Source organism: Dickeya sp. ws52 (assembly GCF_007210685.1).
GTDB lineage: Bacteria > Pseudomonadota > Gammaproteobacteria > Enterobacterales > Enterobacteriaceae > Dickeya > Dickeya chrysanthemi.
Genome location: NZ_SZVX01000007.1, coordinates 99,469 through 119,515 on the forward strand (window position 1 = coordinate 99,469; position 20,047 = coordinate 119,515).

The window sequence follows — 20,047 nt, forward strand, 5'->3', positions numbered from 1 at the left end:
TTGTGTAAACGCAGCGAGGCCGCTTTGTCGCATCAGGTATTGGAGCCGATACCGACTTCAAACAGACCGTTGAAACCAGCCGTTAGTATCTGCTTTTGGCGTAAATAACGGTGAGAGAACAGGAAGAGCGGTTATGATGGTTTTTATGATTCATAAAATTTGAAAGATATCTGCAAATAAACCCGTTTTTAACGCGCCGTCAACAGGTCTATTATCACTTCCATCGAAGGCGATGACGCCTCCAGTTAAGAAAATAAACCGAATTCAACGTGAAGGATATTGACCATGAACGCCATCAAAAATATTGTTGCAGTTATCGCCCTGGCTACCGTTTCTTTCGGCACCTTTGCTGCGACAGAAGTACAGCACAGCGCCAACCCGTCCGTTGGTACTGTCAGCGCGATCGCAAGTACGTTGGACGGTCTGCAGAGCAGCTTGTCTGAAAAAGCCAACGCAGCCGGTGCCAAATCATTCCGCATCATCTCCGCGACCGGTAACGACAACCAACTGCGCGGCGTCGCAGAAATCTACAACTGATAATCGGTTTCTATCGCGAAAAAGACCGCACAAGCCGCCGCCTTCGGGCGGCTTTTTTACGTGCGTATTATCGCAGCGATTGACTGCCGCCCTCAAAAATAACGGAGTGCGGCAGCGAGGCGTGGTGATTCTTTCTGCATCGGGCGTTTTCCCGATATCAGACGCCGCCTTCTTGCCGCGCCCGCTCCACTTCTTCAGCCAGAATGGCCACACCCTGTTCGATTTTTTCCGGCTCCGGCACATAGTTCATGCGCAGGCACTGGTGGGCGTGCGGCCATTCCTGTTCCAGACCGGGGAAGAAGTAATGGCCTGGCACCATCAGCACGCCGCGCTGTTTCAGCCGCTGGTACAGCACCTCAGTGGTGATAGGCAGGTCTTTGAACCACAGCCACAGGAAAATCGCTCCTTCGGGTTTGTGGATCAGGCACACTTCCGGCGGCAGGTAGCGACGAATGATAGCGAGTGTCTGCTCCACCCGCTGGCGGTAAAACGGCCGCACCACGTCGTTGGACAGCCGCAGCAGGTCGCCACGCTGAATCATCTCGTGCGCCAGCGCCGGGCCGATGGACCCGGGCGCCAGACTGACGATGCCGTTCATGTTGCCGAGTGCTTCGATCACGTGTTCCGAGCCGATCACGATGCCGCAGCGCGAACCGGGCAAACCGAGCTTGGACAGGCTCATGCACAGGATAATGTTCGGGTTCCACAGCGGCGTGGCGTCGCTGAAAATAATACCGGGGAACGGTACGCCGTAGGCGTTGTCGATCACCAACGGAATCTGATGTTCGCGGGCCAGCGCGTCCAGATGCAGCAGTTCCTCGTCGGTCAGTACGTTGCCGGTGGGGTTGGTGGGCCGCGAGACGCAAATCATGCCGATGTCGTCGGTGATGCGCAGTTGCTCGAAGTCGACGTGGTATTTGAATTGCCCGGCCGGCAGCAGCTCGATCTGCGGGCGAACGGAGACGAACATGTCTTCATCCAGCCCGGAATCGGCATAACCGATGTATTCCGGCGCCAGCGGGAACAGAACCCGACGGCGTTGGCCGTCATCGGTTTGGCCGGCGAACAGATTAAACAGGTAGAAAAACGCGCTCTGGCTGCCGTTGGTCAGTGCAATATTCTGTGGTCCAATCTCCCAGCCGAACTGTTCGCGCAGCAGGCCGGAGAGTGAATGCAGCAGTACATCTTTGCCTTGTGGGCCGTCGTAGTTGCACAGCGCATCCGTCAGCTTTCCTTGATCCAACAGGTCGCGACACAACTGCTGAAAGTAGTCGTCCATCGCCGGGATATGGGCCGGATTGCCGCCGCCCAGCATGATGGCGCCGGGGGTGCGCAGCCCGTCGTTCAGGTCGTCCATCAGTTGGGTAATACCGGCATGGCGGGTAAATTTGTTGCCGAAACGGGAAAAGTTCATAGTTTGTCAATAAAGGGTGAAGCACAGGTAAACCGACACCTTAGCGTGCGTGCCGTGCCGGTGCAATCACGGCGGAAATACCATCACCTTGTTTTTAACTATATATTTTTGTTATGGCGGAGTATTACTCTGAAATATTGATTTGCCGCTTCAGCCTCTTCTTTCTGAAAGGCGCAGAAAGCTGAACATGCGTCAGCTTTTATCTGATCTTGATCGCGTTTTTTATGCAAAATCGTTAGCGATACTTAAATAGATTGTGATGAATCATGCAAATCTGATGTGAAAAAAAGGCCGTTGGTTATCTGGTGATTGCAGTCACATTCTCCCATCGGCCGGATTTGTAGTCTTTTAGCTCCACAGGCTTAATCAATTCAGCTAAAAGGACGAATGGGATGAAAAATGTACTGGCAATAAGTATCGCTTTGGCGCTGGTTTCCTGGCAGGCATCGGCTCAAACTTTCGTGCTGACGGACGTTGAAAGCAGCACCGAGAAAGGCAACTGGCAGATCAGCAGCGACGCGCTGAAGATCAAGGATCAGCGCTTCAGCATCGAGCAGAAAGTGCTGCACGGCGGGCGTCAGGAAGGCAGTAAAATTCTCACCATCACCAGTCCGAACGGGCTGCAAATTACCCTCAGCCCGACGCGCGGCATGGATTTACTGCATGTGACCGGTAAAAACATCCGGCTGGGCTGGGATTCGCCGGTGGATGAGGTGGTCAACCCGAATACCATCACACTGGAAGGCCGTAACGGGCTGGGTTGGCTGGAAGGTTTCAATGAAATGATGGTGCGCTGCGGCTATGAGTGGACCGGCCATCCGGTCACCAGCGACGGCATGATTTACACCCTGCATGGCCGCGCCGGCAATACGTCGGCGTCAAAAGTGATGGTGGATGTCAGCGATAAAGCGCCGTACACCATCACGGTGCGCGGTTTGCTGAAGGAAAACAGTTTTAAGAAATCCAACCTCGAAACCTGGACTGAACTGCGTTACGTGCCGGGCAGTGAGTCGTTTACCATTCATGACGTGCTGACCAATAAGTCGGATTACGCGCGCGACTACCAGATCATCTACCACAGCAATTTCGGTACGCCGATTTTGGAAGAGGGCGCACGTTTCCTGGCGCCGGTAAAAGAGATTTCACCGTTCAATGACTACGCCAAAGCCGGTCTGAAAAGTTGGCAGACGTATAAAGGGCCGACCAAAGGCTTCGACGAGATGGTGTTTAACATGACGCCGTACGCGGATAAAGACGGTAAGACGCTGGCCGCGCTGGTGAATCGCGCCGGCGACAAGGGGGTGTCCATCGCCTTTGATACCCATCAGTTGCCGCTGCTGACGCTGTGGAAAAACACCGATACCCTGAAACAGGGCTACGTCACCGGCATTGAGCCCGGCACTAACTACGCCTACCCGGTCACGATTGAGCGCCAGCAAGGGCGGGTGAAGAAACTGCAACCCGGCCAAAGCACTACGTTTGAGCTGACTTACAGCCTGCTGAGCAGCCCGGCGGCGGTACAACAAACCGAGCAGAAAGTGAAAGCGATTCAGGGTGACCGCACCACGACGCTGACTGAGAAACCGATCGCGGTGGAGTAATCACATCGCTCTTCGCGAGAGAATCCTCCTTCCTGATTTCGGGAAGGAGGAAGCGTCAATTAGCGCGCTGAATTACTTCAGCACGCCTGGATTAACGCAGTTTTCTTTAACGTTGCCGTTCAGGGCGGCGATCAGGTTATCCACCGCGCAGGCCGCCATGTTGTAGCGGGTTTCATGGGTGGCGGAGCCGATGTGCGGCAGCGCAACCACATTGGGCAACTTCAGCAGCGGTGAGTCCACCGATAGCGGCTCTTTCTCGAACACATCCAGACCGGCGGCGTGCAGAGTACCCTCAGTCAATGCCTCGATCAGCGCCTGTTCATCCACCACCGGGCCGCGACCGATGTTGATCAGAATGGCGCTGGATTTCATCTTCGCCAGTTGCGCTTTACCGATCAGGTGATGGGTTTCCGGCGTCAGCGGCAGGGTAATGCACAGAAAATCCGACTCCGCCAGCAGGGTATCAAGATCGCAGTGGCGGGCGTTGAAACGGGTGTCCGCCGCCTCATGACGTCGACGAGCGTGGTAGATAACCGGCATACCGAAACCAAAGTGCGCCCGTTGCGCCACCGCCAGACCGATGCGCCCCATCCCCAGAATACCGATGGTTTTGTGGTGAACATCAATGCCGAACCACTCTTCACCGATGTTGCGCGTCCACTCACCGGCTTTCACCCGTTCGGCGGATTCCATCGCCCGGCGGGCAGTCATCAACATCAGCGTCAACACGGTATCCGCCACCGTTTCGGTTAGTACCGTTGGGGTATGCATCAGCAACGCTTTCTTCTCGTTCAGCGCGCCAAGGTCAATGTTGTCGTAACCCACGGATACGGTGGATACCGCACGCAGTTTCGGCAGATGAGACAGATAGTCCCGGCTGACGGTATGCCCGGCCCCAATCAATCCCTCGGCACGCGCCAATACCGGATGGTCGGCAGGCGGCAGGCCATCAAATACGGAAAGGGTAACGTGCTGTGCCAGTTTTCGGCATAAATCGTCAGGGATCTTTTTGTAGAGGATGACTTCAGGTTTCATCAGTTCACTCCGGCTGATTAAAACGACGGTTATGTTTAAACGCAGGTGATTCCGTTAGCTTCGCATATCGCGGCCGGGCTGTTGCCGTGTCATTGCCCAGAAAGATTTATACCCGTCATACTTCAAGTTGCAGGTGTGTTGGCTGCGTTCGTTCACCCGAATCACTTACCTGAGTAAGCTCATCGGGATTCTCTCTCTTGCCGCCTTCCTGCAACTCGAATTATTTTGGGTATAGAGGGTTCAATAAAATACCATAGTAAACAATCAGATATGGTTCACTATTGCGTAACGGGGCACACTGCCTGCTTCAGGCATGATGGGCGACATGGCCGGAGACTGCAAGTCAGGCAGCGCGCCCTCTGATGGGCCAGAAGGCGCGCTCCTGCTAAAAACCCTGGTATTGACTGGAATCAACGGCACGATAAATCAAAGATGAGATGAGAGGCACTCACCCTGGCGGGGTGAGTGTTATGTTATAAAGTATCATTTTTTGGTGATAATGCAACCATGCCGGGTACGTTGAGGCTGGGGCGTTTTCCCGTAACCCAATGCGAGTTCAGGAGAGAACGGAGGCGAGCAACGCCTGATCTTGCCAGTGCATGATCAATAAGCGTGACTGGGTTTCGTGCTGGTAATTTTCCTGCACGGTAGTGAATCCCTGTTTGCGGTAAAAGGCGCAGGCGCGATGGTTCTGTTGGTATACCTCCAGGCTGAGCATCGGAAAGCGGTGCTGAATATGTTGCATCAGCGCCGCACCGACCCCTTGACCATACAGGCTGTGGTGCACAAACAACGCGCCGATAAAGCGTTGATCCATCACGCTGATAAAACCGCCGATGCCCTGACTGCGCTCATAAACCCAGGTTTGCGAGTGGGGAATGTAGTGGCCGCGCACCAGCTCTTCGCTTTCCTGCCAATAGCGCGGCGCGATAAACGGGTGTGCCAGCGTAGTGCTTTCTCGCCATAGCCGTACCAGCGGCTCCAGGTCTTGCGGCCGGTAAGGTCGAATCATGACGCCTCCGGATGGCGGCAACAGTCGGTAGTATGGTCGTTTACCAGCCCGGCGGCCTGCATGAAGGCGTAGCAGATAGTGGAGCCGATGAAGGTAAACCCGCGTTTTTTCAGCGCCTTGGACATGGCGTCCGACACGGCGGTTTTTGCGGGCACGTCGGCCAGCGACGCTGGGTGATTGATCACCGGCTGATGGTTGACGAAGGACCAGATAAAAGCGGCAAAGTCTTCCCCTTGTTGTTGCATCGTCAGCCAGGCGCGGGCATTGCGGATGACGGCCTCAATTTTCCCACGATGGCGGATGATGCCGGGGTCCAGCACCAGCCGGTTCACATCGTCATCGGTCATGGCCGCCACCCGGTGCGGATCAAATCCGTGGAAACAGTGGCGGTAGTGCTCGCGTTTTTTCAGCACGGTTATCCACGACAGCCCGGCTTGCTGGCCTTCCAGACAAAGCAGTTCGAACAGCGCACGGCTATCGGTGCAGGGTTTTCCCCACTCGTTGTCGTGATAATCCTGATACAACGTATCCTGCGTGACCCAACCACAGCGCGTCATCCTCTTCTCCTTCCCCCGGTTGTTATTACAGACGCCGTTATTACAGACGCCGTTATTACAAACATTGTTATCCGCCGGCATTGTTGGTATTGATGATGGCCGGTTTCAGCACCTCACCCGCCACCCGCGTGGTGAGGCGATCATCAGCCTAAGTGCGATGCGATGCAACCCCGGCCAGACAGGGCTGTATGTAACATGACACTGGAATCAAATTAAAAAAACGACGATGAGCATAAGTAACAGGGGACGATAATGGGGATCGAGTGGATGCTGGCCTATCTGGCGCTGGGCACCGTGGTGGGATTTATGGCCGGGTTACTGGGGATTGGCGGCGGCGGCATCATGGTACCGGTGTTGACGGCGTTGTTTGCCGCGCAGGGCGTGGAAACGGCGCATCTGGTGCATCTGGCGCTGGGTACGTCGATGGCGGCGATTGTGATCACCGCCATCTCCAGCCTGCGCACCCACCATCAACATCAGGCGGTGCTGTGGACGGTGGTATGGCGTATCACGCCGGCGATTCTGGTCGGGACCTTCGCCGCTACCTGGCTGGCGGCGCTGCTGCCGACTCGCGCGCTGGCGATTTTCTTTTCCTGCTTTATGGCCTATGTCTCGCTGCAAATGGTGCTGAACATCAAGCCCAAACCCAACCGCCAGTTGCCGGGTGTGCCGGGCATGTCGCTGGCCGGGCTGACTATCGGCGGTATTTCCGCGCTGGTGGCGATTGGCGGCGGCTCGCTCACCGTGCCGTTTCTCACCTGGTGCAACGTACGTATTCAGCAGGCGATCGGCACGTCGGCGGCGGTCGGCTTGCCGATTGCTCTCTCCGGCGCGCTGGGCTACATGATCAACGGCTGGTCCGCTACCGGCCTGCCTGCGTTCAGCGTCGGTTATGTTTCGTTACCGGCGGTGGCGTTGATCTCGGCGGTCAGTTTCTTCACCGCGCCGGTGGGCGCGCGGCTGGCGCATCGCTTGCCGGTCGCCACCTTGAAAAAAGCGTTTGCCGGATTGTTGCTGCTGTTGAGCCTGAAAATGCTGCATACCGTGTTTGCGGGGTGATCGCGACGCGGGAACCGGAAGGAAAACCCGGCTACAGAGTTATGCGGCTTAAGTTGTTGCCGCATTCTGGCTGTATATCTTGCACTCAGAGGGTATACTGGCGGCTTCATTGTAAAAACCACTTGTATCGCGTGCGAATCCAACATGCAAAAGTTTGATACCAAGACCTTTCAGGGCCTGATCCTGACGTTACAGGATTACTGGGCGCGTCAGGGCTGCACTATTGTCCAACCGTTGGACATGGAAGTCGGTGCCGGCACTTCTCACCCTATGACTTGCCTGCGCGCGCTTGGCCCGGAGCCGATCGCCGCCGCTTATGTGCAACCGTCTCGCCGTCCTACCGACGGCCGCTACGGTGAGAACCCCAACCGCCTGCAACATTACTACCAGTTTCAGGTAATCATTAAGCCGTCGCCGGACAACATTCAGGAACTGTACCTCGGTTCGCTGAAAGAACTGGGGATGGACCCGACCATTCACGATATTCGTTTCGTGGAAGATAACTGGGAAAACCCGACGCTGGGTGCCTGGGGACTGGGCTGGGAAGTGTGGTTGAACGGGATGGAAGTCACCCAGTTCACCTATTTCCAGCAGGTGGGCGGCCTGGAGTGCAAACCGGTGACCGGCGAGATAACCTACGGTCTGGAACGTCTGGCGATGTACATTCAGGGCGTGGACAGCGTCTACGACCTGGTGTGGAGCGACGGCCCGTTGGGTAAAACCACCTACGGCGACGTGTTCCATCAAAACGAAGTGGAGCAGTCCACCTACAACTTCGAATACGCCGATGTGGATTTCCTGTTTACCTGCTTCGAGCAGTACGAAAAAGAAGCCCAGCAATTGCTGGCGCTGGAAAAACCGCTGCCGCTGCCTGCTTACGAGCGCATTCTGAAAGCCGCCCACAGCTTCAACCTGCTGGACGCGCGTAAAGCCATTTCCGTGACCGAACGTCAGCGCTACATCCTGCGGATTCGTACCCTGACCAAAGCGGTGGCGGAAGCCTACTATGCCTCCCGCGAGGCGCTGGGCTTCCCGATGTGCAATCGTAAACAGAGCTGAGAGGCAGCGATGACAGACAAGACATTTTTGGTGGAAATCGGCACCGAAGAGCTGCCGCCGAAAGCTTTGCGTACGCTGGCGGAAGCTTTTGCCGCCAACTTTACCGCTGAACTGGATGCCGCCGGGCTGGGTTATCAGTCGGTCGGTTGGTTTGCCGCGCCGCGCCGTCTGGCGCTGAAAGTGACCGGTTTGAGTGCATCCCAGCCGGACAGGGAAGTGGAAAAACGTGGCCCGGCCATCGCGCAGGCGTTTGATGCTGAAGGTAAAGCGACCAAAGCGGCCGAAGGTTGGGCGCGTGGTTGCGGTATCACCGTCGAGCAGGCTGAACGCCTGACTACCGACAAGGGCGAATGGCTGCTGTTCCGCGCGCAGGTAAAAGGTGAGGCGGCGCAGACGCTGCTGCCGGGTATGGTCAGTACCGCGCTGGCGAAGCTGCCGATCCCGAAACTGATGCGCTGGGGTGATAACGACACCCAGTTTGTGCGCCCGGTACACACCGTGACGCTGCTGTTGGGTGATGAACTGATCCCCGGCACCGTGTTGGGCATCGATTCCGCCCGCGTGATTCGCGGCCACCGCTTTATGGGCGAGCCGGAATTCACCATCGATAACGCCGACCAGTACCCGCAGATTCTGCTGGAGCGCGGCAAGGTGCTCGCCGATTACGAGGCGCGTAAAGCCAAAATCAAAGCCGACGCCGAAGACGCGGCGCGCAAGATTGGCGGCAATGCCGACTTGAGCGACAGCTTGCTGGAAGAAGTCACCTCGCTGGTGGAATGGCCGGTGGTGCTGACGGCGAAATTTGAAGAGAAATTCCTGGCGGTGCCGGCAGAAGCGCTGGTGTACACCATGAAAGGCGACCAGAAATACTTCCCGGTTTACGACAATGCCGGCAAGCTGCTGCCGAATTTCATCTTCGTCGCCAACATTGAATCGAAAGACCCGCAACAGATCATCGCCGGTAACGAGAAGGTGGTGCGCCCGCGTCTGGCCGACGCCGAATTCTTCTTCAATACCGACCGTAAAAAACGCCTGGAAGATCATCTGCCGCGTCTGGAAACCGTGTTGTTCCAGCAACAGCTGGGCACGCTGCGCAATAAAACCGATCGTATTGCGGCACTGACCGGTTGGGTAGCCGGGCAGATCGGCGCCGATGTCAATCATGCCAAACGCGCGGGCCTGCTGTCTAAATGCGACCTGATGACCAACATGGTGTTTGAATTCACCGACACCCAGGGTGTGATGGGGATGCACTACGCCCGTCACGACGGCGAAGCCGAAGACGTGGCGGTAGCGCTGAACGAGCAGTATCAGCCGCGCTTTGCCGGTGATGAACTGCCGTCTTCCGCGGTAGCCTGTGCGCTGGCGATCGCCGACAAGATGGATACGCTGGCGGGGATTTTCGGCATCGGTCAGCACCCGAAAGGCGATAAAGACCCGTTCGCGTTGCGCCGTGCGGCGCTGGGCGTACTGCGCATCATCGTGGAAAAACGCCTGCCGCTGGACTTGCAAACCCTGACTGAAGAAGCGGTGCGTTTGTACGGCGACAAGCTGACTAACGCCAACGTGGTCGATGATGTCATCGAGTTCATGTTGGGCCGTTTCCGCGCCTGGTATCAGGAAGCAGGCCACAGCGTGGATACCATTCAGGCGGTGCTGGCGCGTCGCCCGACTCGCCCGGCGGATTTCGATGCCCGCGTGAAAGCGGTGAGCCACTTCCGTACACTGGAGCAAGCCGAAGCGCTGGCCGCCGCCAACAAGCGCGTGTCCAACATTCTGGCTAAGTCCACCGAAACGCTGAACGACAGCGTGCAGGCGGCGTTGCTGAAAGAGAACGAGGAAATCCAGCTGGCGACCTACGTTACCGCGCTGACCAGCAAGCTGGCACCGTGGTTTGCCGAGGGCCGTTATCAGGAAGCGCTGGCGGAACTGGCACAGTTGCGTGAGTCAGTCGATAACTTCTTCGATAAGGTGATGGTCAACGCCGATGACGCACAGGTGCGTATCAACCGCCTGACGCTGCTCAACGAACTGCGTAACCTGTTCCTGAAAGTCGCGGATATTTCAGTGTTGCAGTAATTGCACACAAATAATAAACGCAGAGAGTGTACTGTACATGCAAAGCCTCCGTTTCGGAGGCTTTCTTTTTATTGCCTTATCATTGCGTTCCGTTGACCTACGTATTGTTAAACGTGAGTCTGTTCGGCGTTGTTTGATATTTCCTGAATGACTTTTTCTACCCATGTGCAAAGTGTGTATTGCTGATAGATATTTTCCGGTACAGGTTGGTAAGGCGTATGGAAAAATTCGGGTTGAATATATTCATCCTGATCCAGAATGCATATATTCTGTGGGTTATAAAAATCGTAATCAATAATATGGGGATTGGTGGTAATTAATTTTCGCTGATAGGCCATCGATTCATAAGCGCGAAATGATAACCCCGTTTGTTGGCCTTGCAGGATATCCAGAATTGCTCTGGAGTTATTAATTTCATGGGCCAGTTCAGCACCCAGCAGTAATTTTTCTGATGTTTTTATTCTGTTATCTTTTATATACTTCGGTTTTCCTGCGTCCCCGACATAAAAAATAATATTTGATTTGATATCAGGGTTTTTATCAAGAAAATGGATGACTTGCCGGTATCTCTCCTGCGTGAAACTCATAATGGAAAAAATATCATACTCACATGCTTGATAAGGCATGGTACTTTTCCAGGTTGGATCAAGGTAATTGGTGATTTTGGCAAAGTGAAATTGTTCGCAGTCTTCACTGTCAAAACTGAGTACATGATCGAATTCACTGAGGTGCAAGCCGTTGCTCGGTGCTTTTTTCAGTCCATCCCACAATGTGGCGACAAGCTTTTTTCCATGCCGACGTAATATTTCCAGATGCTGTTTATTGAACAGCTTGGGTTCCGTCATAATAATCGCATCAAACGGTTCTCTGCCGATAAAGAAATTGTGCAGACCCAATTTTATTTGATTATCAAGCACCAGCCGTTTGTAATTTTTTCCGGTTATGGTTTTATAAATCTTTGCGACGATGCGGTGACGTGAATCAAAATAGCTAAATGTTGACAGATCGCAATGATCAATATGAATCACATCGTGACCCTGCCGTTTCATCTCCGTCACGATAGGTGTGGCCAAATTAGCCCAATCCGGGCAAATAAATAATAACCGCATTATGCGTTAACCTCAGGATCATTTTTATTATTCGTTCTGATGCGGTTGGTGTATCCCACATCCTGCTATACCCGGCATACTTCAAGTTGCGGGTGCGTTGGCTTTCTTACTCGGCTCATGCCGATCTGCCGCTCACCCCGGTCACTGGCTTGCTGGGGATTCAACACGCAACTCGAATTATTTAGGGTATAAGAGTAATACTAAATTCTAAACTTCGTGGGAATATAGCACTAAATGTCACGACGGATCTACCGGCCTTATTAGTTGCCGCCGCTTTCCCCTGATATGGCTTCCCGCAAAACATTGCCCTGCCTGAGTCCCGTCATGAACATCGTTACCGTTATTGCGCATAAAAATACCCGGCCGGTATGGGCCGGCCGGGTAAACGACAAAATAACGATATCAGGCGTCAGCCGGTTCGATCACCATCAGTAACTGCCCGGCCTGCACCTGCTGCCCCGCCTGACGGTACATCTTGTGGATAATGCCGGCGACCGGTGCCGTAATCGGGATCTCCATTTTCATCGATTCCAGAATACCGACGATTTGCCCGGCGGCGACGTTGTCGCCAGGGGTGGCCAGCCACTGCCATACGCTGCCTGCCACCTGGCTTTCCACGCCGTAACCGTTAGCAGGGATCACCTCATCGTCGGGAGCGATTTCCTGCAGGCTGCTGTCGAAGGTGAACTGGCCGTCGGCGCGCCAGCGTGCCAGCTCTTCGTCGAATGCCTGCTGGCGTTGTTGCTGAAACGCGTCTATCGCCGGTTGCTGTTCCGCCAGACTCCGCTGGTAATCGGCGAGGCGAAACTCCCCGTCTTCAATCCGTAACGGATAATCTCCCCACGGAAAGCGTTCACGAATTGTCAGCAGTTCCTGTGCGCTGACCGGATAAAAGCGAATCTGATCGAAGAAGCGCAGCAACCAGGGCTGACGAAAAGCGTCGGTTTGTCGATCGCGGTTCCACATCTGTAACGTGCGGCCAACGAACTGATAGCCGCCGGGGCCTTCCATGCCGTATACACACAGATACGCGCCGCCGATGCCGACCGAGTTTTCCGCCGTCCAGGTACGGGCCGGGTTGTACTTGGTGGTGACCAGGCGGTGACGCGGGTCGAGCGGGGTGGCGACCGGGGCGCCGAGGTAGACGTCGCCCAACCCCATCACCAGGTAGCGGGCGTCGAATACGATGTCTTTGACCTGCTCTACCGAATCCAGCCCGTTGATACGGCGGATGAATTCGATGTTGCTGGGGCACCAGGGGGCGCCGGGCCTGACCGATTGGGTATAGCGGGTGATGGCTTCGCGGCAGGCATCATCGTCCCAACTGAGCGGTAGCCAGACAGTGCGGGAGGGCACGGCGGCGTGCTGCAAGTCGCCGAGTGCGTCGTCTGCTTGTTGCAGGTGCGCCAGCAGCGCGCTGCGCGGGCAGTGCAGGCTATCGAAATGGATTTGCAGCGAGCGGATACCCGGCGTCAGCTCCTGCACGCCCGGCAATGGATGCTGTTCCAGCCACTGCATCAGCGCGTGCACGCGAAAACGCAGGGCGATATCCAACCGGTGCTCGCCGTATTCGACTAACAGGAAGCGGTCGCCGGCGGCGAGGCAGGTCACCGATGGTCGCTCGTCTTGTGCGGGGCGTTGGTACAAAACGGGCGACGGGCGATGGGGTACGATGGTTGGTTCCGTGACTGGAAGACCGGCGGTGATGGCGGATTCCGCCGCGCGCGCCAGTTCGTCCGCTTGTTCCGGCGTCACCGGAATAAAACGGACACTGTCGCCTGCTTTGAGCTGGCCGAGTTTCCACAAATCGGCGTGGATCACTGTAGCCGGGCAGACGAAACCGCCCAGCGATGGGCCGTCCGGCCCCAGAATAACCGGCATATCGCCGGTGAAGTCTACCGTGCCGAAGGCGTAGGCGTTGTCGTGGATATTGGACGGGTGCATACCGGCTTCACCGCCGTCGGTTCGTGCCCACTGGGGTTTGGGGCCAATCAGCCGAATACCGGTGCGGCTGGAGTTGTAATGCACCTGCCAGTCCGCGGCGAAGAAGGTGTCGATGTCTTGCGGGGTAAAATAGTCCGGTGCGCCGTGCGGACCATAAATCACCCGTAACGCCCAGTGTGCGCTCCAGTCGGGTGCCGGCAGAGCGACGTCTGTGGCTGGCAGCGCCGGGGCGGCCAGATGCAGTACATCGCCGGCGCGTAACGCCCGCCCGGCATGGCCGCCGAACTTGCCGAGCGTGAACGTGCTGCGGCTGCCCAGATAAGCCGGGCAGGCCAGACCGCCCGCCAGCAACAGGTAGCTGCGGCAACCGGCACCCTGAACATCACCGAGCGTGAGCGTTTGACCGGTACGGGCATAGTGAATTCGCCCACCATCGAGCGGGGCGTTATCCAGCCGGATGCCGATGATGGCGCCGGTCACCACGAATGCACAATCGTGGTTGAAACGCAGCGTCGGCCCACGCAGGGTGATCTCCAGTCCGGCGGCGTCCGGCGCGTTGCCCAGCAACTGGTTGCCGAGCCGGAAGGAGCGGGTGTCGAACGGGCCGGAAGGCGGCACGCCGACGTGCCAGTAACCGGTGCGGCCGGGGACATCCTGCACGGTGGTGAGCGTGCCGCCGCCAAGGACATCCAGCGTCGCCGGTTGCCAGACTACGCCGCCCAGCGTCGCAGTGATGATTTCTCCGCGTCTGACCGTCGGCAGGGTCAGCAGGTGGCGTAGCCAGTCAAGATTGGTTTCGATGCCGTACAACGATGTGGCGTCCAGCGCTTGCGCCATACCGTCGAGGGCAGCGTCGCGGCTGTCGCCGTGCACGATAATTTTTGCCAGCATTGGGTCATAGAACGGCGACACTTCGCTGCCGCTGTCCAGCCAGTGGTCGATGCGCAGGGTCAGGCCGGGCAGCGCGTCTGGAAAAGCGACGTGACTCAGTAAGCCGGCGCATGGCTGGAACTGTTTGGCCGGGTCTTCAGCGTATAACCGTACCTGAATGGCGTGACCGCGAGGGGGGGTGATGAGCGTATCAAGCGGCGGCAGGCAACCCGCGCCCAGCTCCACCATCCATTGCACGATATCGACGCCGTACACCAGCTCGGTGACGCCGTGCTCGACCTGCAAACGGGTGTTGACCTCGAGAAACCAGAACTGTTTGCTGCTCTCGTCGTACACATACTCTACCGTGCCTGCGCTGCGGTAGTTAACCGCCCGACATAACCGGATGGCGGTAGCCTGCAGTTCGGCACGGACGCCGTCGCTCAGGTGGGGAGCCGGCGTTTCCTCAATCACTTTCTGGTTGCGACGCTGGGCGGAGCAGTCGCGCTCGCCAAGGGCTATCACGTTGCCCTGGCCGTCGCCGAATACCTGCACTTCGATGTGACGGGCCTGAGCGATGAATTTTTCCAGAAATACGCCGTCATCGGCAAAATTGTTGCCTGCCAGTCGCTTCACGCGGGTAAACGCATCGATTAACTGGTCTTCGTCATTGCAGCGCTGCATACCGATGCCGCCGCCGCCCGCGGTGCTCTTTAACATCACCGGATAACCGATGCGCTGTGCCTGTTCGCAGGCGCTGTCCAGCGAAGTGAGCAGGCCGCTGCCGGGCAGCAACGGCACGTCGTTGTGTTGTGCCAGCGCCCGCGCCTGATGTTTGAGGCCGAACGCGGTCATCTGCGCCACGGTCGGGCCGAGAAATATCAGGCCAACCTGTTCACAGCGGGTAACAAAACCGGCGTTTTCGCTCAAAAAGCCGTAGCCGGGGTGAATAGCCTGCGCACCGCATTGAGCGGCGATGTGCAGTAATTTGTCCTGATTCAGGTAGGTATCGCGCACCGGGCCATCGCCTAGCGGCCAGGCTTCATCCGCCTGACGCACGTGTTGTGAATGACGGTCCGCTTCGGCGTAAACCGCGATGGCTTTCACGCCCATTTTTTTCAGGGTGCGGATGATACGCACTGCAATAGCGCCACGGTTGGCAATCAATACACGCTCAAACATGACCGAGTCTCTTACGGGCAGGTCGTCCTGCGCTGTTCTGGACGCGTGTTGCGGGTCGTCCCGCGCGTCGCTGTTCCCGATGTGTGTCTTTCGCCTTATTTACCAGACGGCGATATCGATCGGTGTGGGGTTGTAGCCGTTGCAGGGGTTATTCAGTTGCGGACAATTGGAGATCAGCACCAGTACATTCATTTTGGCGACCATCTCCACGTATTTCCCCGGTGCGGAGATACCGTCGGCAAAGGTCAGCCCGCCGTCCGGGGTGACCGGCACGTTCATAAAGAAATTGATGTTGTGGGTGATGTCGCGTTTAGTCAGGCGGTATTCCGGGTGTTGCGCCACCGCCAGCATCCAGCTGTCGCGGCAGGCGTGCATGTGGCGTTTTTCCAGGTCGTAACGTACCGTGTTGCTCTCGGTGGCGCAGGCGCCGCCAAGCGTATCGTGACGGCCGCAGGTGTCCGCCACGATTTCCAGCATCGGGCGGTCTTCATTGGAGCGCAGCACGCTGCCGGTGGTGAGAAACACGTTGCGTTGACCGCGCAGGGTGTCGCTCATGCTGTAGCGTTCGGCGGTATCGTCGGCATTGTAGAACAACGTATCGGCGGCCTGATTGCCTTCGAGGTCGGTGATGCGCAGCGTTTGACCGGCTTCGAGACGGTGAAGCCAGTAGTCGCCGGCCTGAACGGTGGCGCGGTAAACCGCTGTGGCGGGGTCGCGTTGACTGGTCTTTATCATGTTCAGACTCCTTGTGGTTGTTCAGCCAGATAGTAAAGCGTGTTGTTGCGCAGCCCGCGCCGGTTTTCCGGACGTGCCAGGCAGATGTCCGGCAGCGGCGCACGCTGCTGATCCAGCGTCAGGCGCACCGGGTGACGCGGATAGTCGGCGGCGGTACTGAGCGGGTGCGGGCAGGTGTGCAGAATCACCAGCGTATCCATGGCGAAACGCAGTGTGACGCCGGCGCCGGGTTTGCCTTGTTGCTCAAGCCGCAGGTTACCGTTGTCGTCGCTGCCGACATGGGCGAAAAAGTTGACGCAGGCGGCCATGTCGCGCTTGCCGAGACCGTATTTCGCCAGTTCCACCAGAAAGCCGTCGTAACCGTTTTGATGGCGGTCGTTACGGGCCTGCTGGTAGTTCAACTCGCCGAACTGACGTGCCACCTGCTGGGCATTGGCGGTGCCGCACACGGTGTCATGCCAGCCGAAACCGTCGGTTTCGATGCCGCAGAAAATGCGTCCCATATCCGAATACAGGCAGTGCCCGGCGGTTAGACGAAACGTGTGCTGGCATTTGAGCGTATCCGGTGCGTTATAGCGCTCCAGCGGATTTTCCGGGTTGTAGAACAGCATACCGACGTTGGCGCCGCCTTCGATGTCGGTCAGGTGTAGCGCAGTGCCGCGGCGCATGACCAGCGACCAGTGCGACCCGGCGGGCAGTTCAGTCTGATAATGATCATTCATGGTGTGATTCCTTCTGGTCAGGCGACATATCGCCGCCCATCAATCAGTTCTCCCACCGAGGCCCGCACGCTGGCAGGCGCACGATCCAGCGGAAGGTCATAGGTGATGCTGGCGCCAAACGCGTCCGGCGCTTGTGGGTCCTGACGGAGTTTGTCGAACACCCACAGACGTGACCCGAGTGAAAATCCCTCTTTAAGATCGTGGGTGATCATGAAGATGGTCAGGCGGTTTTCCTGCCATAACTGGCTGATTAACTGGTGCATTTCAGCACGGATGCCCGGGTCCAGCGCGCCGAACGGTTCATCCAGCAGCAGAATGCGCGGGCGTTTGATCAACGCCTGTGCCAGCGCCAGCCGTTGTTGCATACCGCCGGATAACTGATGCGGATACTTCTGGGCGGATTGCTCAAGCCCAACCTGGCGCAGCATCGCCATCGCCTGGTCGCGAAGCGCCCGGCGGCGTGTGCCCCACACCCGACCAAACCAGCGCGCTTCGGCGAACTCCGCGCCAATCATCACGTTTTCCACCACCCGCAGATGAGGAAAAACCGAGTAGCGCTGGAATACCACGCCGCGGTGTTCATCCGGCTCTTGCGGCATCGGCGCGCCGTCGAGTAGCAATTGACCGCTGCTAGGGCTTTCGGTGCCGAGCAGCATCTTGAGAAAGGTGGTTTTGCCGCAGCCGGAGGCGCCGACAATAGAGACGAACTCGCCCTCTTCAACGGAGATGTTGAGCCGTTCCAGCACGACCTGACCGTCGTACTCTTTTCTGAGATTTTTTAGCGTTAATAACGACATAGATTCTCCTGCGTTCTGGTCGACGGTTTATTTCGCGTAATACCAGGGCCAGCCGCGATGGCTGACGACCCGCAGCAGCACGTCGAGCAGAAACGCCAGCGCGGTTATCCAGGCGACGTAGGGCAGAATGACGTCCATCGCCAGGTAGCGACGCATCAGGAAGATGCGGTAACCCAGCCCCTCGGTGGCGGCGATGGCTTCGGCGGCGATCAGAAACAGCCAGGCGGAGCTGAGCGACAGGCGTACGGCGTCCAGCAAGCGCGGCATCAGCTGTGGCAAGATCACCCGCCACAAGATCTGGCCGCTGTGGCCGCCGAGGGTTTGCGCTTTCACCAGTTGTTCCTGCGGCAGGCTCTGGATGTAGAGTTGCAGGTCGCGCACGATAAATGGGGTAATTCCCACCATGATCAGCACCACCTTGGAGACCTCGCCCAGCCCGAAAACGATGAACAGGACTGGTAGCACCGCCAGCGGCGGGATCAACGCAAACAGGGTGATCAGCGGCGACAGGGCGGCCCGCACCGCCGGCAGTGCGCCGCACAGCAGGCCGAATACCAGCGCCAGCACGGCGCTTAAGCCAACGCCGGTCAACAACCGCAGCAGGCTGGCGGCGGTATCTACCCACAACAGGTATTCGCCGGTGCGCTCGTTGGGCTCAAACGCCATGCGATGCATGGCCTGTGCCATCGCGCCCAGCCCCGGCAACAGTTTGTCAGCGGCATTCACCGCCAGCCGGGCGTCGGACGCCATCAGGTAGACGAGCAACAGCGCCAGTAGCGGCAGAAACCCCATCATCCCGCGCGTCAGCGGCAACGGCTGGTAGTTGATCAATTTGCGCATCCGGCGTTCTCCCGTATTACAGCTTGTTGTCGACAGCCAGTTTCAGGAACTCGTCGCTGAAACGCAGTTTGACGTTGCCGGTGTTGCCCCACACGCCCGTCGGCGTGGAGACACCCACTATGTCGGCACTCGGCGCGCCCTCGCCCAATAAGCCGTGACGGAAGGAGAACTCCGCTACAGACTGCATGGTGGTTTTCAACTGAGCGTTTTGGACGAATTCCAGCGTCTGTTTCGGGGTTGCGAACAGGTGGGTGGCGGCCAGTTGTTCGTCAAATCCGGCCAGATCAGTACCGGCGGCTTGCCCCATGAAGGTGCGGGCTTGACGGGCGTTGGCGCTGTCGCCAGACATGACTTGCAGGGTTTCATACCAGGCGCCGGTCAGCGCTTTACCCAGCCCGGGGTGTTTTTTCAGCGTGGCGGTGTTGACCACCAGCAAATCGAGGATCTCGCCGGGAATTTGTGCGGAAGAAAACGCCAGTTGGCTGCCTGGCTGTTTCTTCGCTTCCGCCAGCAACGGGTTCCAGGTGACGATGGCCTGAACATCAGGTGTGCCGAACGCCGCGACGAGATCGGCATCGGCGGTATTCACCACCTTGATGTCCTTTTCGCTCATGCCGTTCTTTTCCAGCGCCCGCGCCAGCAGGTAATGCGAAACCGACAACTGCACCAGGTTAATCGGCTTACCCTTGAGCGCGTTCAGGTTATTGGTGCCTTTGAGCAGAATACCGTCGTTGCCGTTTGAGTAGTCGCCGACGATAAGCGCGGTGCTGTCTACGCCGCCGACGGCTGGGATGGTCAGGGCGTCCATGTTGGTCATGGCGCAGCCGTCAAAACCGCCGGAGGTGTATTGGTTAACCGATTCGATGTAATCATTGACCTGTACAAACTGGATATCGATGCCGTATTTGTCGGCCCATTTTTTGATGATGCCGTGCTGCTGGGCATAATCCCAAGGCATCCAGCCGGCATAAATAGACCAGCAGAGTTTGAACGCGGGTTTGTCGGCGGCCTGTATGCCGAGGCTGCACAACGCCAGCGCGCAAACAAGCAGTAATCGTAGAATCGTTTTCATGGTGAATGTCCTCTGACGTTGGGCGCAATCATTAAAGAAAGAAAAAGCAGGAGGGCGGCGAGCATGTATCTCGCTGTATCCTCCCGGGCTTTTTTCCCGCCGTGTAACCGCCAGAGGGCGGTCGGTGACTCTCGGACCTGCGCAGTGAAGCCGGAACCCTAGTCACCCATTTCCAAATTGTCTGGCGACACCGGTTTGCCCGCTATCGCTCCTGCTGCCAGCGATATAAAGCAAAATACTTGCCAGCTTGCGTGGCAGGATAAGAACTCTGGGGGGCGATTTGTTTTGTTTTTATTTATCTTTCAATTGATTAAAAAATTCGTCATGAAGCAAGACGGCAGGTTAACGGGTGGAGGTCTCGCTCTCGGTGCTCAGTGTGCATTGTCGGGGTGCACTATTTATGTGCAAGATGGCGTGTGTTAT

Annotated in this window: 17 protein-coding genes and 1 riboswitch; of the genes, 6 read left to right on the plus strand and 11 right to left on the minus strand. The window is 57.2% G+C overall.

What is annotated here, in order from left to right:
• The first annotated feature begins 285 nt into the window (after window positions 1–285).
• Window positions 286–537, plus strand: coding sequence for a DUF1471 domain-containing protein (locus FDP13_RS08650; RefSeq protein WP_143839218.1), 252 nt, complete (start codon window positions 286–288; stop codon window positions 535–537).
• A gap of 157 nt (window positions 538–694) precedes the next feature.
• Here the strand turns inward: FDP13_RS08650 and FDP13_RS08655 are convergent, their stop codons facing one another.
• The gene (locus FDP13_RS08655) at window positions 695–1,951 is read right to left on the minus strand and encodes a valine--pyruvate transaminase (RefSeq protein ID WP_012767818.1); all 1,257 of its coding nucleotides are present in this window, start codon (window positions 1,949–1,951) and stop codon (window positions 695–697) included.
• A 392-nt stretch (window positions 1,952–2,343) separates the two neighbouring features.
• Between FDP13_RS08655 and FDP13_RS08660 the strand changes: the two genes are divergently transcribed.
• Entirely contained in the window at window positions 2,344–3,552 is a 1,209-nt protein-coding gene (locus tag FDP13_RS08660; RefSeq protein WP_143839219.1) for an aldose 1-epimerase family protein, read from the plus strand.
• Window positions 3,553–3,624: 72 nt separating this feature from the next.
• Here FDP13_RS08660 and ghrB read toward each other — a convergent pair whose 3' ends face one another.
• The 3 genes from ghrB to FDP13_RS08675 form a co-directional block, all read right to left on the minus strand.
• Window positions 3,625–4,587, minus strand: coding sequence for a glyoxylate/hydroxypyruvate reductase GhrB (gene ghrB, locus FDP13_RS08665; protein WP_033577062.1), 963 nt, complete (start codon window positions 4,585–4,587; stop codon window positions 3,625–3,627).
• Window positions 4,588–5,143: 556 nt separating this feature from the next.
• The gene (locus FDP13_RS08670; RefSeq protein ID WP_143839220.1) at window positions 5,144–5,599 is read right to left on the minus strand and encodes an N-acetyltransferase; all 456 of its coding nucleotides are present in this window, start codon (window positions 5,597–5,599) and stop codon (window positions 5,144–5,146) included.
• Complete coding sequence (locus FDP13_RS08675) at window positions 5,596–6,156, minus strand: DNA-3-methyladenine glycosylase I (RefSeq protein ID WP_012767823.1); 561 nt, start codon at window positions 6,154–6,156, stop codon at window positions 5,596–5,598. The genes FDP13_RS08670 and FDP13_RS08675 overlap by 4 nt, the downstream gene beginning before the upstream one ends.
• Here FDP13_RS08675 and FDP13_RS08680 point away from each other — a divergent pair.
• The 4 genes from FDP13_RS08680 to glyS all read left to right on the plus strand — a co-directional run bounded on the left by FDP13_RS08680 (window position 6,134) and on the right by glyS (window position 10,353).
• Window positions 6,134–6,355, plus strand: coding sequence for a hypothetical protein (locus FDP13_RS08680; RefSeq protein WP_143839221.1), 222 nt, complete (start codon window positions 6,134–6,136; stop codon window positions 6,353–6,355). The genes FDP13_RS08675 and FDP13_RS08680 overlap by 23 nt on opposite strands.
• 53 nt (window positions 6,356–6,408) lie before the next feature.
• Window positions 6,409–7,215 carry a sulfite exporter TauE/SafE family protein gene (locus FDP13_RS08685; RefSeq protein WP_143839222.1) on the plus strand — a complete coding sequence of 269 codons (807 nt, stop codon included), beginning with the start codon at window positions 6,409–6,411 and terminating at the stop codon, window positions 7,213–7,215.
• A 144-nt stretch (window positions 7,216–7,359) separates the two neighbouring features.
• A complete protein-coding gene (gene glyQ, locus FDP13_RS08690) occupies window positions 7,360–8,274 on the plus strand; it encodes a glycine--tRNA ligase subunit alpha (protein ID WP_012767825.1) in 915 nt (304 codons plus the stop codon).
• Window positions 8,275–8,283: 9 nt separating this feature from the next.
• Window positions 8,284–10,353 (plus strand): glycine--tRNA ligase subunit beta, encoded by a 2,070-nt coding sequence (glyS, locus tag FDP13_RS08695; protein WP_143839223.1) that lies wholly within the window; start codon window positions 8,284–8,286, stop codon window positions 10,351–10,353.
• A 107-nt stretch (window positions 10,354–10,460) separates the two neighbouring features.
• Here the strand turns inward: glyS and FDP13_RS08700 are convergent, their stop codons facing one another.
• From FDP13_RS08700 to FDP13_RS08730, 7 genes are all read right to left on the minus strand, one after another.
• The gene (locus tag FDP13_RS08700; protein ID WP_143839224.1) at window positions 10,461–11,462 is read right to left on the minus strand and encodes a hypothetical protein; all 1,002 of its coding nucleotides are present in this window, start codon (window positions 11,460–11,462) and stop codon (window positions 10,461–10,463) included.
• 402 nt (window positions 11,463–11,864) lie between these two features.
• Window positions 11,865–15,458: an urea carboxylase gene (gene uca, locus FDP13_RS08705; protein WP_143839225.1), complete on the minus strand. Its 3,594-nt coding sequence runs from the start codon at window positions 15,456–15,458 to the stop codon at window positions 11,865–11,867.
• A gap of 99 nt (window positions 15,459–15,557) precedes the next feature.
• Window positions 15,558–16,193, minus strand: coding sequence for an urea amidolyase associated protein UAAP2 (locus FDP13_RS08710; protein ID WP_012767829.1), 636 nt, complete (start codon window positions 16,191–16,193; stop codon window positions 15,558–15,560).
• Between the two features lie 2 nt (window positions 16,194–16,195).
• Window positions 16,196–16,915, minus strand: a complete 720-nt coding sequence (locus FDP13_RS08715; protein WP_143839226.1) for an urea amidolyase associated protein UAAP1 — start codon at window positions 16,913–16,915, stop codon at window positions 16,196–16,198.
• 17 nt (window positions 16,916–16,932) lie between these two features.
• Complete coding sequence (locus FDP13_RS08720; protein ID WP_143839227.1) at window positions 16,933–17,712, minus strand: ABC transporter ATP-binding protein; 780 nt, start codon at window positions 17,710–17,712, stop codon at window positions 16,933–16,935.
• 27 nt (window positions 17,713–17,739) lie between these two features.
• On the minus strand, window positions 17,740–18,552 hold the full coding sequence (locus tag FDP13_RS08725; protein WP_143839228.1) for an ABC transporter permease: 813 nt from the start codon (window positions 18,550–18,552) through the stop codon (window positions 17,740–17,742).
• Between the two features lie 16 nt (window positions 18,553–18,568).
• Window positions 18,569–19,624 (minus strand): putative urea ABC transporter substrate-binding protein, encoded by a 1,056-nt coding sequence (locus tag FDP13_RS08730; protein WP_143839229.1) that lies wholly within the window; start codon window positions 19,622–19,624, stop codon window positions 18,569–18,571.
• A gap of 78 nt (window positions 19,625–19,702) precedes the next feature.
• A riboswitch (guanidine-I (ykkC/yxkD leader) is annotated at window positions 19,703–19,797 on the minus strand.
• Between the last annotated feature and the right edge of the window lie 250 nt (window positions 19,798–20,047).